Origin of the sequence: Kordiimonas gwangyangensis DSM 19435 = JCM 12864 (assembly GCF_000375545.1) — a bacterium.
Taxonomy (GTDB): domain Bacteria; phylum Pseudomonadota; class Alphaproteobacteria; order Sphingomonadales; family Kordiimonadaceae; genus Kordiimonas; species Kordiimonas gwangyangensis.
Genome location: NZ_AQXF01000003.1, coordinates 145,439 through 160,292 on the forward strand (window position 1 = coordinate 145,439; position 14,854 = coordinate 160,292).

The window sequence follows — 14,854 nt, forward strand, 5'->3', positions numbered from 1 at the left end:
CCATATCCATAATGTGCAAAAATACACAATAAGGGCTGCAAAACTTCTTGGTGACCTGCAAATTCGCATAGCGTATGCTGCCCGCGATTTTGGGGAAGGATCATGATGCAGGCGGTCATTTTGCCAGCCGCATCAAACATAACCATTTTGGAGGATACTCATGTACGAACGTCATCATTATATCGGTGGCAAGGTCGTTGAAGGCACCAGCGGCCGCTTCGGCCCGATCTTCAACCCGTCCACTGGTGAGCAGGCTGGTAAAGTAGCGCTGGCGAGCAAGGGTGAAGTAGAAAACGCCATCGCAACCGCGGACGCGGCTTTTGCAGAATGGTCCAACACGTCTGTCGTGAAGCGTGCACGGGTGCTGCAAAACCTTGTGCACATTCTGTACCGCGAGAAAGACAAGCTGGCTGAAGCGCTGGCGTCCGAGCACGGCAAAGTGTTTTCCGATGCGCAGGGTGACGTGCAGCGCGGCCTTGAAGTAGCAGAGTTTGCCCAAGGCATCCCGCACCTGATCAAGGGCGAGTTCTCAGATAACGTTTCCACCGGCATCGACATGTATTCCATGCGCAAGCCGCTTGGTGTGGTGGCCGGTATCACGCCGTTCAACTTCCCGGCCATGATCCCGCTGTGGATGAGCTGCGTGGGGATTGCCTGCGGCAACACTTATATCCTGAAGCCGTCGGAGAAAGACCCGACTGTGCCGCTGATGCTGGCGGATTGCTGGAAAGAAGCTGGCCTGCCGGACGGCGTGTTCAACGTGGTGAACGGCGACAAGGAAGCCGTTGATACGGTTTGTACCGACCCGCGCGTGAAAGCTGTGTCCTTCGTGGGTTCGACCCCGATCGCACAGTATGTGTACGCAACCGCAACCGCGCACGGCAAACGTTGCCAGGCGATGGGTGGTGCGAAGAACCACATGATCATCATGCCAGACGCTGACCTTGAGCAGGTTGCTGACGCACTTGTGGGCGCGGCCTACGGTTCGGCTGGCGAACGCTGCATGGCAATCTCCGTGGCTGTTCCGGTTGGCAAAGCCGTGGCTGACAAAATGGTTGAGATGCTCAAACCCCGTGTTGAAGCGCTCAAGGTTGGTCATTCCATGGACCCGCTCGCGGAGATGGGTCCGCTCGTGACCGCGGACCACCTCAAGAAAGTGCGCGGCTACCTGGATCTTGCCGAGCAAGAGGGCGCGGAAGTTGTGGTCGATGGCCGCGACTTCAAATACAACATGCAGGGCTATGAGAACGGCTACTATATGGGTGGTTCGCTGTTTGATAACGTCAAGCCCGGCATGCGCACTTATAAAGAAGAGATTTTTGGCCCAACGCTGCAAATCCTGCGTGCCGAGACTTTTGACGAAGCGGCAACCCTGCCGTCGATCCACGAGTTTGGCAATGGAACGAGCATCTTCACGCGTGACGGCGACACCGCCCGTGAATATGTGAACCGTGTGGAAGTGGGCATGGTTGGCGTGAACGTGCCAATCCCTGTGCCACTCGCGTTCCACACTTTCGGCGGCTGGAAAAACTCCGCATTTGGTGACATTAACCAGCACGGCATGGAAGGTGTACGCTTCTATACCAAAACCAAAACCGTTACCTCGCGCTGGCCGACGGGCATCCGTTCAGGCGCAGAGTTTGTAATTCCCACGCTCAACGGTTAAATTCTTGTGCCCGGACGGCAGTTGCTGTCCGGGCATAACCGCTGCGGGGAGCGGATAACAAAAAGTCTCAAGTTCTGAGCGCTCCTGCGGCATTTTTGGTGGGATAGGAAGTGGCCTTTCACTTCCTGACGCGGGGAGATGATTCTCATGAAGATCAGAAATTGGCTCTTGGGTGCTGTCGCGATGACTGCGCTTGTGGCATGTCAGCCTGAACAATCTGCAAATAATAAATCGGCGGGTGGCAAGGCGACCGTTGAGGCACCGGGTCTCGACATGGAAGTGCATATTCCGTACGAGAAATTCACGCTGAGCAATGGTCTGCGTGTGATCGTGCACGAAGACCGCAAGGCGCCGATTGTGGCTGTCAGTGTCTGGTACCATGTTGGCTCCAAGGATGAGCCCGAGGGCAAGACCGGTTTTGCGCACCTGTTTGAACACCTTATGTTCAACGGTTCTGAGAACTATAACGACGAATATTTCAAGCCGTTCGAGGAAGTTGGCACCACCAACATGAACGGCACCACATGGTTTGACCGCACCAACTATTTCCAGAACGTGCCAACCCCAGCCCTTGATATGGCGCTGTGGATGGAATCAGACCGTATGGGGCACCTCCTTGGTGCCGTGACACAAGAAAAGCTCGATGAGCAGCGCGGCGTTGTGCAGAATGAGAAGCGCCAGGGCGACAACCAGCCCTATGGCCTTGTGGAATACCGCCAGCTTGAAGGTCTGTTCCCGGTTGGGCACCCTTATCGCCATTCCACCATCGGCTCGATGGAGGACCTTGACGCAGCCTCGCTTGACGATGTGAAAGCCTGGTTCAAGGAATATTATGGCGCCGCCAACACTGTTGTTGTGCTCGCTGGTGATATTGACGCCGCGACCGCCAAGCCGCTGATGGAAAAATACTTCGGCGATATTGAAGCGGGTCCTGCGCTCAAACAGCACAAGGCATGGGTGCCGACACGCACCAACAACACCATTGAAGAAATGGTCGACCAAAGCGCGCCGCAGCGCCGCATCTACCGCAACTGGGCAGTTGCACCGCGCACGAGCGACGATGCACCGAAAATGTTCCTTGCGGCAGAAGTGCTGGGCGGCGGCAAAAACTCCCGCCTCTACCAAGCGCTTGTGTACAAGAACCAGTTGGCCGTGAACGTGAATGTCTCGATGCAGCCGTTTGAACTGGCGTCCATGTTCGAGATTGACGTGACCCTGAAGCCGGACGCGGACGAGAAAGAGGTCGAACGTCTGATCAACGAGGTGATGGCCGAGTATCTTGAAAATGGCCCAACGGGTGAGGAACTCTCCCGCGCCAAGGCCAGCATCCTCGCGGCTCAGGTTCGTGGGCTTGAGCAGATCGGCGGTTTTGGCGGCAAGGCAACAGCGCTCGCGCGCTCAGAACTTTATGCCGGTGATCCGGGTCACTACGCCAAGCAGGTTGAAGAACTGAATACCGCGAGTGCGGATGACGTGAAGGCTGCTTCCAACAAGTGGCTGGGGCAGGGCTATTACCAACTGACAGTCCGGCCGTACCCGAAATATGAGACGGTAGCGTCTGATGTTGACCGCTCGAAGGGCATTCCTGCCGTTGGCGAAATGCCTGACCTGACCTTCCCACCCATTGAGGAAGGCCAGCTTGAAAACGGTATGAAAGTCGTGCTTGCCACACGGTCGACGGTACCAATCGTCAATGTGGCGCTGCAGTTTGATGCGGGCTACGCCGGTGACATTGGCCGACCTCTCGGCACCTCAAGCTTCGCGCTGGGTATGATGGACGAAGGCACCAAGACCCGTTCGGCGCTTGAAATTTCGGCTGAAGCGGAAGCGCTCGGTGCCAATATCTCCACGGGCTCCAACCTCGATATGAGCACGGCGACCCTGTCTGCACTCAAGCCCAAGCTTGACCAGTCGCTCGCGCTCTTTGCTGATATCGTGCGGAACCCGGCCTTTGATCAGGAAGAGATGGACCGCCTGCGCCAACGCTGGATCGCGACCATCGCACAGGAGAAGGCTCAGCCAGTGCAGCTTGCGCTGCGGACGCTGCCGCCGCTTCTGTATGGTGACGGCCATGCTTACGGCATCCCCTACACCGGTTCGGGGACCGAGGCGGCAATTGAAGGCCTAAGCCGTGATGATCTGGTGAAATTCCACTCAGACTGGATCAGGCCGGATAACGCCACCGTCTTTGTGGTCGGTGACATCACGATGGATGAAGCCATCCCGGCGCTCAATAAGGCCTTTGGTGACTGGAAAGCGCCCGAGAACCCGATGCCGGAGAAGAACATTGCTGAAGTGGCAATGCCGGAAAAAGGCCGTGTCATCATCATGGACAAGCCGGGTTCGCCGCAGTCGCTCATCCTTGGTGGGCATCTGTTCCCATCCACGGGCGATGAGGCATACCTGACCCAGGAAATGATGAACAGCATCCTCGGCGGTGAGTTTACCGCGCGGGTGAACATGAACCTGCGGGAAGACAAAGGCTGGGCATACGGTGCCTATACCTTCACGACCGACGCCCGCGGCCAGCGTATGTGGCTCGTGTACGCACCGGTTCAAACGGACAAGACCAAAGAATCGCTCGCGGAACTTGAAAAAGAGTTCGCCGATTATCTTGGCGATCGTCCCGCCACGCAGGAAGAGCTGGACCGGTTTATCAAAAACCAGACCAACAGCCTGCCGGGGCAGTTTGAAACCTCCGGCTCCGTGCTCTCAAGCCTTTTGTCGAACCAGCGCTTTGGCCGCACCAATGACTATGTGCCAAGCCTGAAAGAAAAATATCAGGCGCTCAATATCGATGCGATCAAGGCTGAGGCCACCAAGAACATTCAGCCGGGTAAAATCCTCTGGCTGGTTGTGGGTGACCGGGCACAAATTGAAGAAGGCATCCGTTCCTTGAACCTTGGCGAAGTTGAGGTTTGGGACCAGAACGGCAACAAGCTGGACTAAAATTAAAATAAACACCGGGGTGGGCCGCACATGTGTTGCCCACCTCACACGCCACTGGGCAGGCGTTTTGGGCAATGTAAACAGTAAGGTGGATCTTTTGGATTTTTCACTGAATGAGGACCAGCGCGCCATTCAGGACATGGCACGCAACTTCACGGCGGATATGATTACGCCGAATGCACACATCTGGGATGAAGACAAAGTCTGGCCGGCGGACGTGGCAAAAGCTGCGGGTGAGCTGGGGTTTGGCAGCATCTATGTGTCTGAGGAAGCAGGCGGCTGTGGCCTCAGCCGTGTTGAGAGTGTGTTGATTTTTGAGCAGCTCTCCATGGGCTGCCCGTCGACCGCGGCGATGATCTCCATCCACAATATGGCGACATGGATGATCGATTGCTTCGGTACCCAAGATCAGCGCGACCGTTTTGTAGGCGAGCTTGCGACCCTTGAGAAAATGGCCAGCTATTGCCTCACCGAACCCGGCGCGGGTTCCGATGCCGCCAGCCTCAAGACCAAAGCGGTTCGCGACGGGGATGAGTACGTGCTGAATGGCTCCAAAGCCTTTATCTCGGGCGGTGGCGAGAGCGATGTCTATGTGGTGATGGCCCGCACGTCGGATGATGGCGCCAAGGGCATCAGCTGTTTCATCGTTGAGAAAGATACGCCGGGCCTGTCGTTTGGGGCGCAGGAAAAGAAAATGGGCTGGCATAGCCAGCCGACCGCCGCCGTGATGTTCGATGATTGCCGTATTCCGGCTGCGAACCTCGTGGGCGAAGAGGGGCAGGGCTTCAAGATTGCCATGCAGGGGCTGGATGGTGGCCGCCTCAATATCGCGGCCTGTTCGCTTGGTGGTGCGCAGCGCGCGCTTGATGAGGCCGTGGCTTATACCAAGGACCGCAAGCAGTTCGGCAAAGCCATTGCTGACTTCCAGGCCACGCAGTTCCGCCTCGCGGATATGGCGACCGAGCTTGAGGCGGCCCGCCTGCTCCTCTACTCGGCTGCGCAAAAGGTGACGAACAAAACATCAGATGCTGCGGCTGCTGCCGCCATGGCCAAACGGTTCGTGACCGACACCGGCTTTGACGTGACCAACGCGGCGCTCCAGCTGCATGGCGGTTACGGTTACCTGCAGGATTACCCTATTGAGCGCATCCTGCGCGACCTTCGTGTGCACCAGATTCTGGAAGGCACCAACGAGATCATGCGCGTGGTCATTTCCCGCGCGCTTCTGAAGGACTGATTTATGAGCGACGCTGAAGCACTGTTTGAAACGCGGGGCAATATCGGCCTCATCACCCTCAATCGCCAGAAGGCGCTGAATAGCCTCACGCACGGCATGTGTGTTGAGATCAAGCGCCAGCTGGACGAATGGGCTGTCATGCCGTCCGTGCAGGCTGTGCTGGTTGTAGGGGCTGGCGAAAAGGCTTTCTGTGCCGGTGGTGACGTGGTGAAAGTGACCCAGTCCTACAAGGCGGGCACGACCGAATGGCGTGATTTCTTCCACGACGAATACCTGATGAACATCGCCATCGCCGAGTTCCCCAAACCCTATATCAGCCTTGTAGACGGTATCGCCATGGGGGGCGGTGTTGGTGTTTCGATCCCCGGCGACCTCTGGGTCGCGACCGAGAAAACGCTGTTCGCCATGCCGGAAACTGGCCTTGGCCTGTTCCCTGACGTTGGCGGTGGCTGGTTCCTGCCGCGCCTGCCGGGTGAGACTGGTATGTATCTCGCGCTCACTGGTGCGCGGATCAAGGCACCGGACCTCTATGCACTGGGTATCGCAAGCCATGTGGTGGCGTCGGATAAGATTGATGACGTCATTGCGGCGTTCGCAGATGCTGAAATCAAAAGCGTGGATGACGCTCGCGCAACTCTTGACCACTTCCACGCAGACCCAGAACCTGCGCCATTGGCCGAAGTGATGGACGAGATTGACGGCGCCTTCGCTGGCGTGCGGGTTGAGGAAATCCTGCACACCCTTGAGCTGAATGAGGACGAATGGTCCCAGAAGCAGTTCAAGATCCTCATGAGTAAATCACCAACGAGCCTGAAATTGACCTTCGCACAGCTACGGCGCGGTGAGGTGCTCGACAATTTCCGGGACAACATGCGCATGGAATACCGCATGGTGAATCATGTGATGCGCGGCACAGACTTTTTTGAAGGTGTGCGGGCGATCCTCGTGGACAAGGACAATACACCGAACTGGAACCCGAACACGCTGGACCGGGTGTCCGATGAGGACGTTGAGAAATATTTTGCGAATATTGGCGCAGACGAACTGAAGATCTGAGCCATACCGGGAGGGAAGAGTATCATGACACAGACAATCGCATTTATCGGCCTTGGCAATATGGGCATGCCCATGTCCAAGAACCTCTTGGGTGCTGGCTACCGCGTATTTGGCTTTGACCTTGTTGCGGCCAATCTGGAAGGTTTTGCCAAAAGTGGCGGCAAGCCCTTCCGCAGTGTGGAAGAAGTCGTGGCTGAGGCCGACGTGGTCATCACCATGCTGCCCTCGGGCGCCATTGTGAAGAAGGTCTATACAGACGAGAAGGGAGTGTTCGCAAACGTGAAAGCGGGTGCGCTTCTGATCGATTGCTCCACCATTGATGTGGACACGGCGCGCGAAGTATCCACGCTTGCCTCTGAGAAAGGCTTTGAGATGGTTGATGCGCCGGTGTCCGGTGGTGTGGGCGGCGCGGCTGCAGGCACACTCGCCTTTATGGTTGGCGGGACGGCAGAAGCGTTCGAGCGCGCGAAACCGGTGCTTGAGCCCATGGCGGGCAAGATTGTGCATTGTGGCCCGTCCGGCAACGGTCAGGCAGCCAAGGTGTGCAACAACATGCTGCTCGCCATCTCCATGATCGGTGTATCGGAAGCGTTCAACCTCGGTCGTGCGCTTGGGCTTGATGATCAGGTCTTTTTTGATGTGGCGTCAAACGCAAGTGGCCAGTGCTGGTCGCTCACGTCCTATTGCCCGGTGCCGGGCCCTGTGCCCACGTCGCCTGCCAATAACGACTATAAGCCGGGTTTCGCGACGACGCTGATGCTCAAGGACCTGCGCCTCGCCATGCAGGCGGTGGAATCTTCCGGCTCCAACACACCGATGGGCGCCAAAGCGGCTGAAATTTACACCGCGATGGATGAGGCCGGTCACGGCGGTGTCGATTTCTCCGGAGTGCTCAAGCATCTGGCCGGCAAGCTCTAGCTCGCTTCAAGAACACTGAAATGCAAAAAGGGCTGCCAGTGGCAGCCCTTTTTTAAACTCAGAACTTATCTTGTTGCTCAGCTTGCAGCAGCGTACATCCATTCACCGCGCGGGGCGTGTTTTGGGCTTACGTTTCCCGCGGCACCGTAGCGGATAACCGCTTGTGTACGGTTGGAAACGCCAAGCACCTTGAAGATCGCGTGCATGTGAGCTTTCACCGTACCTTCAGCAATCGACAGGCGCGCAGCGATCTCTTTGTTGGGAAGGCCATCGGCTGCCATCGACAGAATTTGCTTCTGACGATAGGACAAACGACCGAGATCGATGCTGTCAATTGCCGGGCGGCTGGGGGCCTGAGTTTCACGGAAGGTTTCAAACTCGTGCTTCAGCGCGCTGCGGACGTCTGGACGGGAAGGCTTGTTCGCGACCGAACCAAATCCATCAAGTGGCAGCTTGAGGGCGCGGCGGATTGCCGTCACCATCTGGCCTACGCTGGCGTTCCGGAGCACGGTCACAACATTGCCGGTATCGCCAATGTTTTGGCCTTCGCGGTCGAGAATGGCAACAACGGCTGCATCGGGGTACAGCCGCTGAACGAGGCGAAGACAATCGGCACCATCACTGCCAAGGCTGGATGGGTGAACGACGATCAGGGACAGCTTGTCGTGGCTTGCGGTCTTGGCCAGAAACTCATGCTGGCTTCCGGCTTCCATGATTTCACCAAAGTTACTGGATACAGAGATCACTTCCTTCATGGAAAGGCGGATCAGTTCTTCACCGTCGACAATTAAAGCTTTCATTTCGCACTTCCTCGCTGTTGCTTTTCGTCCCGTTGACCTTTTCGGTTCTCTCTTAGGACAAATCAAAATATGGTCCTCCTCATGCTTGTTTTGAAAAATTGTGAAAAAAGATTAGCACCAAGGTGTTTGAACTTTGGTCGAATGCGATGAAACGAGCGGCGGATGCGATGAAATTCGCGGGTTTCTGCGGTTTATCCCGGAAGTTTACCTGCCCTTGACGCAGGTGGTCACCTCCCTTACTCCTCAGGGGTGAAACCGCATCCTCGCGGATCGCAATAAAATCAGAACGGAGTTCCCATGTCCGCCACTTTTGCCGACCTCAAGAACCAGCCCGACGTTCAAAGCGCACTGAGTGGCATTGACGCCCGGCAGCAGCAAATGGTGGACACCGTGCTGGCATGGTCGCGCGTCAATAGTGGTAGCCGGAATCTGGGCGGCCTTGACGAGATGGAGCGACTGATCCTCGATGCGTTCAAGGTGCTGTCGCCAGAGGTGGAGCTGATTGACCTTGACGACGGCGAAGCGGTCAACGAGGCAGGTGAAGTGGTCACGGTTAAAAACGGCCGCACGATCCGGCTGTTCAAACGCCCGACCGCCAACCGCAAGGTGCTGATGACGGGCCATACTGATACGGTCTTTGCGCTTGATCACAAATTTCAGGAACCGGTCTGGCTTGATGACAACACCATCAATGGTCCCGGTGTGGCGGACATGAAGGGCGGTATCATCGTCATCCTCAATGCGCTGATGGCGTTTGAAGAGACGGCGCTTGCACAGAATGTGGGTTGGGAAATCCTGCTGTCGCCGGACGAGGAAACAGGCTCACTCGCGAGCGCTAAAATTTTGGCGGAGCGCGCCAAGGCGGCCGATATTGGCCTGACATATGAGCCAGCGCTTGCCGACGGCACGCTTGCCGGCGCGCGCAAGGGCAGTGGTAATTACACCCTTGTGGTGCGTGGCAAAGCTGCGCATGCAGGGCGGGAATTCTTTAATGGCCGCAATGCGGTTGTTGCTCTATCGAGCATGATCACGGCCCTCGCGTCGCTTACGGGCGAACGTGAGGACATGACGGTCAACCCAGCCGTAATAAAAGGTGGTGTTGCGCCCAACGTGGTGCCTGACATGGCATGGTGCCGCTTCAATGTACGCCTCAAGGAACCAGAACACGCCGAGTATTTTGAGCGTAAAGTGCGCGAGATTGTGGCGGCATGGGACGGCGTGGATCGCTACACCGTCACGCTTCATGGCGGCATCAATAGGCCCCCCAAAGCCCTGTCTGACGCCAACATCATGTTAATGGAGGCGATCAAGGCTTGTGGTGCCGAGCTTGGCATCAAGGTAGACTATGTGCCGACAGGTGGTTGCTGCGAAGGTAACAACCTTGCTGCGGCAGGCTTGCCGAATGTGGACACGCTTGGTGTTCGTGGCGGTATGATCCATAGCGCAGATGAATTTGTCTGTGTGGACAGTTTCAAAGAAAGAGCTAAGCTGTCTGCACTGATTCTTATGGCTTTCGCGAGCGGTCAACTCGACGACGTTGTGAAAGCCAAGGGACGAGACGCGTAGGAGGAGATAAGAGGCGCGTTTCTCTCCCTTCATGGCCGTGCGGCCATGAGGCAACCGGGGCCCTCACATGCTGCCCGGATCTAAAAATGAGGAATAACTCATGTTTGTGGTGCGACCAGCACGATTGCAAGATCTTGATGGATTGCAGGCGCTTGCCCGCAAGACAGGAACGGGGCTTACGACCCTGCCTGATCACCGACCAACCCTGGAGGCCAAAATCAAGGCGTCCATCAAGGCCTTCGAGGCCCCCCCAGCATCCGACCAGCAAAACAGCTATCTTCTGATCCTTGAAGACCTCAAGACCGGTAAAGTAGCCGGGACAAGTGCGCTGATCGTGGGCCTTGGCCTCGATAAGCCCTTCTATAGCTACCGCCTGCTGCATATCACACAGGTGAGCCACGAGCCGGAGATGCGTGTCGATACCGAAATCATGCAGCTGTCGAACGATTTCATTGGCGCGACCGAAGTGGCAACTCTGTTCCTTGACCCGGATTACCGCATAGGCAAGCTGGGCAAGCTGCTCGCGAAGTCACGGTATATGTTCATTGGGGCGCATCCTGATCGTTTCTCTAATCAGTTGATCGCGGAAATCCGTGGCTGGGTGGATGAAGACCACCACTCGCCCTTCTGGGAAGCCATCGGGCGCCATTTCTTTGGCATGAGCTTCAAGGAAGCGGACGAGATCAACGGTCGTGGCAACAGCCAGTTCATCGCCGACCTGATGCCCAAGTTCCCGATTTATACCTCATTGTTGCCAGAGGCTGCGCGCGAAGTGATCGGCAAACCGCATGACGGTGCCCGCCCGGCAATCCGCCTCCTTGAGAAGGAAGGATTCCGTTTCTCAGGCGCGGTAGATATTTTTGATGGTGGCCCGGAGATGGAGGTCCATAAACGAGACTTGTGGACCGCGCGCGAGAGCGTGGAAACGACCATCGGTGGCCTTGTTGACGGTGGTGGACAGGAACCAACGCACCTGGTTGCCAACCCGTCGATCGAGAACTTCCGTGTCGTGCTCACGAATGTGGTGGACGGTTCAAGCGGTGTCTGGATGCCGAAAGCGGCTGCTGAGGCGCTTGAGCTCAAGGAAGGAGACGCTGTGCGTTATTGCTTGCTCGAGCAGCCGAAACCGGAAACCGAGACAGGAGCCGACGCATGACACATTTCATCGCAGGTGTTTGGACCCCAGGCCTTGGGGATGAATTCCGCTCAGTCGATCCATCAAATACTCAGGCCATCTGGTCCGGCCATGAAGCAACGGCCGCACAGGTTGAACAGGCTGTTGATGCGGCCAAAGCTGCATTTGACGGCTGGGTGATGACCCCGTTTGAAGGCCGGGTCAAAATCGTACGCAAGTACGGCGAGCTTCTGGTGGCACACAAGGATGAGCTGGCGAAGCTGATCGCGCAGGACGCCGGCAAAACCCTGTGGGATGCCACCGGTGAAGCAACAGCCATGGCCAACAAGATCGAAATCTCCCTGAAAGCTTATTCTGAGCGCACAGGCTTCAAGGAATCGGTCAATGGCGCCATCCGCTCAAAGCTTGCACATCGTGCGCACGGTGTGATGGCTGTGTTTGGCCCCTATAACTTCCCGGGCCATCTGCCGAACGGCCATATCGTGCCCGCGCTGATCGCAGGCAATACGATTGTGTTCAAGCCGAGCGAGCAGACGCCGGCAGTCGCCGAACTGATGGTGAAAATCTGGGACGAAGCCGGGCTACCTAAAGGTGTATTGAACCTTGTTCAAGGTGGCCGCGAAACTGGCGCAGCACTTGTGGGAGCTTCAGGTATTGATGGCCTGCTGTTCACGGGTAGTGCGCGTACGGGGCTTGCCATCTCTCGCCAGCTTGTGGAGCGACCTGAGGTTATCCAGGCGCTTGAGATGGGTGGCAACAACCCGCTCATTGTTCATGAGGTGGATGACAAACGCGCGGCGGCGCTGATCACTGTGCTTTCCGCCTTCATCAGCTCTGGCCAGCGCTGCACCTGCGCCCGCCGCCTGATTGTGCCTGATGGCGCAGCGGGTGACGCCTTTGTGGACGAGCTTCTGCATGTGATGGACGGTATCACTGTGGGCGCGTGGGACGACAAGGAGCAAGCCTTCATGGGGCCGCTCGTCAGTGCCCATGCCGCGTCGCAGGTGCTTGCAGCACAGGATATGCTTCTCCAGAATGGCGGCTTAGCCTTGCGCAAGTGCGAGAGGCTTGAGCGCGGCGACGCGTTCGTCACGCCGGGCTTGATTGATGTGACAGCGGTGCAGAACCGGACGGACGAAGAAGTGTTCGGCCCTATGCTTCAGCTCATTCGTGTTACGGACTTTGATGAGGCCATCAAGGAAGCCAATAACACCCGCTTTGGCCTTGCATCCGGCCTCCTGTCCGATAGTCGTGCGCTTTATGACGCCTTCTATCCGCGTGCGCGAGCGGGCATTGTGAACTGGAATCAGCAACTGACTGGTGCGGCATCAACGGCTCCTTTCGGCGGTATTGGCCTCTCCGGCAACCATCGCCCGAGCGCTTATTATGCAGCGGATTACTGCGCCTATGGTGTCGCCACTATGGAGCAGGCAGACGGTAAAGTGGTCGTGGGCGCTTTGCCTGCGGGTCTTAAGGTTCGTGAGGGAGACGCATGATGGCGTGGCGCGAAGCAAATTTTGACGGCATCGTGGGGCCGACCCACAACTATGCGGGTCTCTCGTATGGGAACGTGGCATCGGCCAGCAACAAGGGCCTCGTGGCGAACCCGCGTGAAGGTGCGCTGCAGGGACTAGATAAAGCTCAGCACTTGATGGGCCTTGGCATGATGCAGGGGGTGTTACCGCCGCATGACCGACCAAGCCTTCATGCCCTTCGGGCACATGGTTTTACGGGCAGTGACCGTGACATGCTGGCAAAAGCGTGGGAGACGAGCCCGGCACTTGTGGCCAACCTCACATCATCAGCGACCATGTGGACCGCAAATGCGGCTACCATCTCACCCTCGCCAGACACCGCAGACGGCCGTACTCACTTCACGCCCGCGAACCTCGCGGCCATGTATCACCGGTCAATCGAATGGCCTGTGACATCGCGCGTGCTCAAGGCGATTTTCCCGGAAGGGGAGCGTTTTGCGCACCATGATGCGCTTGAGGGTGGTACCCACATGGGTGACGAGGGCGCGGCAAACCATAACCGCTTCTGTGCGGACTATGGCGATGAAGGCGTGGCGCTCTTTGTATACGGTCGTGGTGCTTTCGAGAAAGCGGACGACTTGATATTCCCTGGTCGCCAAACGCTTGAAGCCAGCCGCGCAGTCGCGCGCCAACATGGCTTGTCGCCCAAGAAAGCGCTGTTTGTGCGCCAGAACCCGGCGGCCATTAACGCGGGCGCCTTCCATAACGACGTGGTGGCGGTCTCGAACCGGAACGTTTTCTTCTATCATGAAGACGCGTTTGTGAACCCGGACCAGTTGGAGCGGGATATTCTTGGCGCTATTGGTGACGTTGAAATGCGGTTCATCAGGGTACCGAAGGCGCATGTGCCGCTTGCGGACGCGGTGAAAAGCTATCTGTTCAACAGCCAGCTTATATCCAGCCCGCACCGGGAAGGCATGACGCTTATCCTACCGGGTGAAGTGGCCGAAACACCCAGCACAAAGGCGTATGTGGATAGCCTGATTGCGTCCGGTGGTGCTATCACGCACGCGGATTATCTGGATGTTCGGCAAAGCATGCGCAATGGCGGTGGGCCCGCGTGCCTCAGGCTCAGGGTCGCACTTTCAGACGATGATGTGAACGGCCTTGGGGCGAATGCTATACTGAATGCGGGTCTTGTCACCGAGCTGCAGGCGTGGGTTCGCAAACACTACAGGGACCGTGTCATGCCGGAAGACCTGGGTGATCCGCTTCTGATGGAAGAAAGTTTTGCCGCGCTTGATGACCTGACACAGATCCTCAAGCTGGGCAGCGTTTACGATTTCCAGAACTGAGTGAAATATCTACTGCGGGGTGCCAGCGTTATCGTTGACACCCTGCGGCCCCGATGCCGGAACACCGGCGCCGATATCAAAGAAGCGTCGCTCCACAAGCTTGGCGCGTTTGAAATCGACCTTGCCGAACTCTGCTTCCATGGCTTCGCCTTCAATCAGGAAGCCGGTGCCTACAAAATAGCGAACGTGATGGAATGGGTCCAGAAGCGGCAACTGAATGGTGCGATAGATAAAAGGCTTGTCGGCGAAGTTGATCATCGAGCGCGTGATAAGGCCGGCACAAGGATGGTCGCGCAGCGCTTGATAATAGCGCCGTTCGTCATGCACCAGTTCAGGTGGCGTCATGTCAAAAATGTTTTTGCCGGTCATGTCGAGGCCGATCAGGCGATCAAGGATGGTGCCGGATTGAACGACGACGAGAGCATCATTGCCGTACCATTCGCTCAGAAATACCTCAGGCAATGAGCCGTTGATACGCGCCGACGAGAAGTCGGACCGTTTTGGGCAAACCTCGCCATCGGGCCGAGGAAGATTCAGCCAGAAGCGAACCAACTCCTGCGTTGCTTTGGAGTGGTGCAGTGTTTCCAACACGCTTTTCATCAACACTGTGGCCTTCACATCGTCTCCACTTCAAGGCCAACATCTTTTGGCTGTCGTGTGAAATTTATACCAGTGGCGGACCGGGACATCTATGCTT

General features: G+C 57.0%; 11 protein-coding genes. 9 read left to right on the forward strand and 2 right to left on the reverse strand.

What is annotated here, in order from left to right; genetic code table 11:
* Positions 1-160: 160 nt before the first annotated feature.
* The 5 genes from B150_RS0109000 to mmsB all read left to right on the forward strand — a co-directional run bounded on the left by B150_RS0109000 (position 161) and on the right by mmsB (position 7,826).
* Positions 161-1,666 carry a CoA-acylating methylmalonate-semialdehyde dehydrogenase gene (locus B150_RS0109000; RefSeq protein ID WP_020399584.1) on the forward strand — a complete coding sequence of 502 codons (1,506 nt, stop codon included), beginning with the start codon at positions 161-163 and terminating at the stop codon, positions 1,664-1,666.
* A 138-nt stretch (positions 1,667-1,804) separates the two neighbouring features.
* On the forward strand, positions 1,805-4,615 hold the full coding sequence (locus B150_RS0109005; protein WP_020399585.1) for a M16 family metallopeptidase: 2,811 nt from the start codon (positions 1,805-1,807) through the stop codon (positions 4,613-4,615).
* 97 nt (positions 4,616-4,712) lie between these two features.
* On the forward strand, positions 4,713-5,852 hold the full coding sequence (locus B150_RS0109010) for an acyl-CoA dehydrogenase family protein (protein ID WP_026168288.1): 1,140 nt from the start codon (positions 4,713-4,715) through the stop codon (positions 5,850-5,852).
* 3 nt (positions 5,853-5,855) lie between these two features.
* Positions 5,856-6,908, forward strand: a complete 1,053-nt coding sequence (locus B150_RS0109015; protein WP_020399587.1) for an enoyl-CoA hydratase/isomerase family protein — start codon at positions 5,856-5,858, stop codon at positions 6,906-6,908.
* Between the two features lie 24 nt (positions 6,909-6,932).
* On the forward strand, positions 6,933-7,826 hold the full coding sequence (gene mmsB / locus B150_RS0109020) for a 3-hydroxyisobutyrate dehydrogenase (protein WP_020399588.1): 894 nt from the start codon (positions 6,933-6,935) through the stop codon (positions 7,824-7,826).
* 77 nt (positions 7,827-7,903) lie between these two features.
* On the opposite strand, the gene B150_RS0109025 is transcribed toward mmsB, so the two are convergent.
* A complete protein-coding gene (locus B150_RS0109025; RefSeq protein ID WP_020399589.1) occupies positions 7,904-8,626 on the reverse strand; it encodes a response regulator transcription factor in 723 nt (240 codons plus the stop codon).
* Positions 8,627-8,923: 297 nt separating this feature from the next.
* On the opposite strand from B150_RS0109025, the gene B150_RS0109030 reads away from it, so the two are divergent.
* The 4 genes from B150_RS0109030 to astB all read left to right on the forward strand — a co-directional run bounded on the left by B150_RS0109030 (position 8,924) and on the right by astB (position 14,157).
* Positions 8,924-10,192 carry a hydrolase gene (locus B150_RS0109030; RefSeq protein WP_020399590.1) on the forward strand — a complete coding sequence of 423 codons (1,269 nt, stop codon included), beginning with the start codon at positions 8,924-8,926 and terminating at the stop codon, positions 10,190-10,192.
* 100 nt (positions 10,193-10,292) lie between these two features.
* Complete coding sequence (locus B150_RS20340) at positions 10,293-11,348, forward strand: arginine N-succinyltransferase (protein ID WP_020399591.1); 1,056 nt, start codon at positions 10,293-10,295, stop codon at positions 11,346-11,348.
* Positions 11,345-12,823 (forward strand): succinylglutamate-semialdehyde dehydrogenase, encoded by a 1,479-nt coding sequence (gene astD / locus B150_RS0109040; RefSeq protein ID WP_020399592.1) that lies wholly within the window; start codon positions 11,345-11,347, stop codon positions 12,821-12,823. Before B150_RS20340 ends, astD begins: the two co-directional genes overlap by 4 nt.
* On the forward strand, positions 12,823-14,157 hold the full coding sequence (gene astB, locus B150_RS0109045) for an N-succinylarginine dihydrolase (RefSeq protein WP_020399593.1): 1,335 nt from the start codon (positions 12,823-12,825) through the stop codon (positions 14,155-14,157). The genes astD and astB overlap by 1 nt, the downstream gene beginning before the upstream one ends.
* A gap of 9 nt (positions 14,158-14,166) precedes the next feature.
* Here astB and B150_RS0109050 read toward each other — a convergent pair whose 3' ends face one another.
* On the reverse strand, positions 14,167-14,775 hold the full coding sequence (locus tag B150_RS0109050) for a PAS domain-containing protein (RefSeq protein WP_020399594.1): 609 nt from the start codon (positions 14,773-14,775) through the stop codon (positions 14,167-14,169).
* Positions 14,776-14,854 lie beyond the last annotated feature (79 nt).

Excerpts from the sequence above, each read along its gene's own strand:
- B150_RS0109015 (WP_020399587.1), top strand. The coding sequence starts at position 5,856 with ATGAGCGACGCTGAAGCACTGTTTGAAACGCGGGGCAATATCGGCCTC.
- astD (WP_020399592.1), top strand. The coding sequence starts at position 11,345 with ATGACACATTTCATCGCAGGTGTTTGGACCCCAGGCCTTGGGGATGAA.
- B150_RS0109000 (WP_020399584.1), top strand. The coding sequence starts at position 161 with ATGTACGAACGTCATCATTATATCGGTGGCAAGGTCGTTGAAGGCACC.
- B150_RS20340 (WP_020399591.1), top strand. The coding sequence starts at position 10,293 with ATGTTTGTGGTGCGACCAGCACGATTGCAAGATCTTGATGGATTGCAG.
- mmsB (WP_020399588.1), top strand. The coding sequence starts at position 6,933 with ATGACACAGACAATCGCATTTATCGGCCTTGGCAATATGGGCATGCCC.
- B150_RS0109005 (WP_020399585.1), top strand. The coding sequence starts at position 1,805 with ATGATTCTCATGAAGATCAGAAATTGGCTCTTGGGTGCTGTCGCGATG.
- astB (WP_020399593.1), top strand. The coding sequence starts at position 12,823 with ATGGCGTGGCGCGAAGCAAATTTTGACGGCATCGTGGGGCCGACCCAC.
- B150_RS0109025 (WP_020399589.1), bottom strand. The coding sequence starts at position 8,626 with ATGAAAGCTTTAATTGTCGACGGTGAAGAACTGATCCGCCTTTCCATG.
- B150_RS0109030 (WP_020399590.1), top strand. The coding sequence starts at position 8,924 with ATGTCCGCCACTTTTGCCGACCTCAAGAACCAGCCCGACGTTCAAAGC.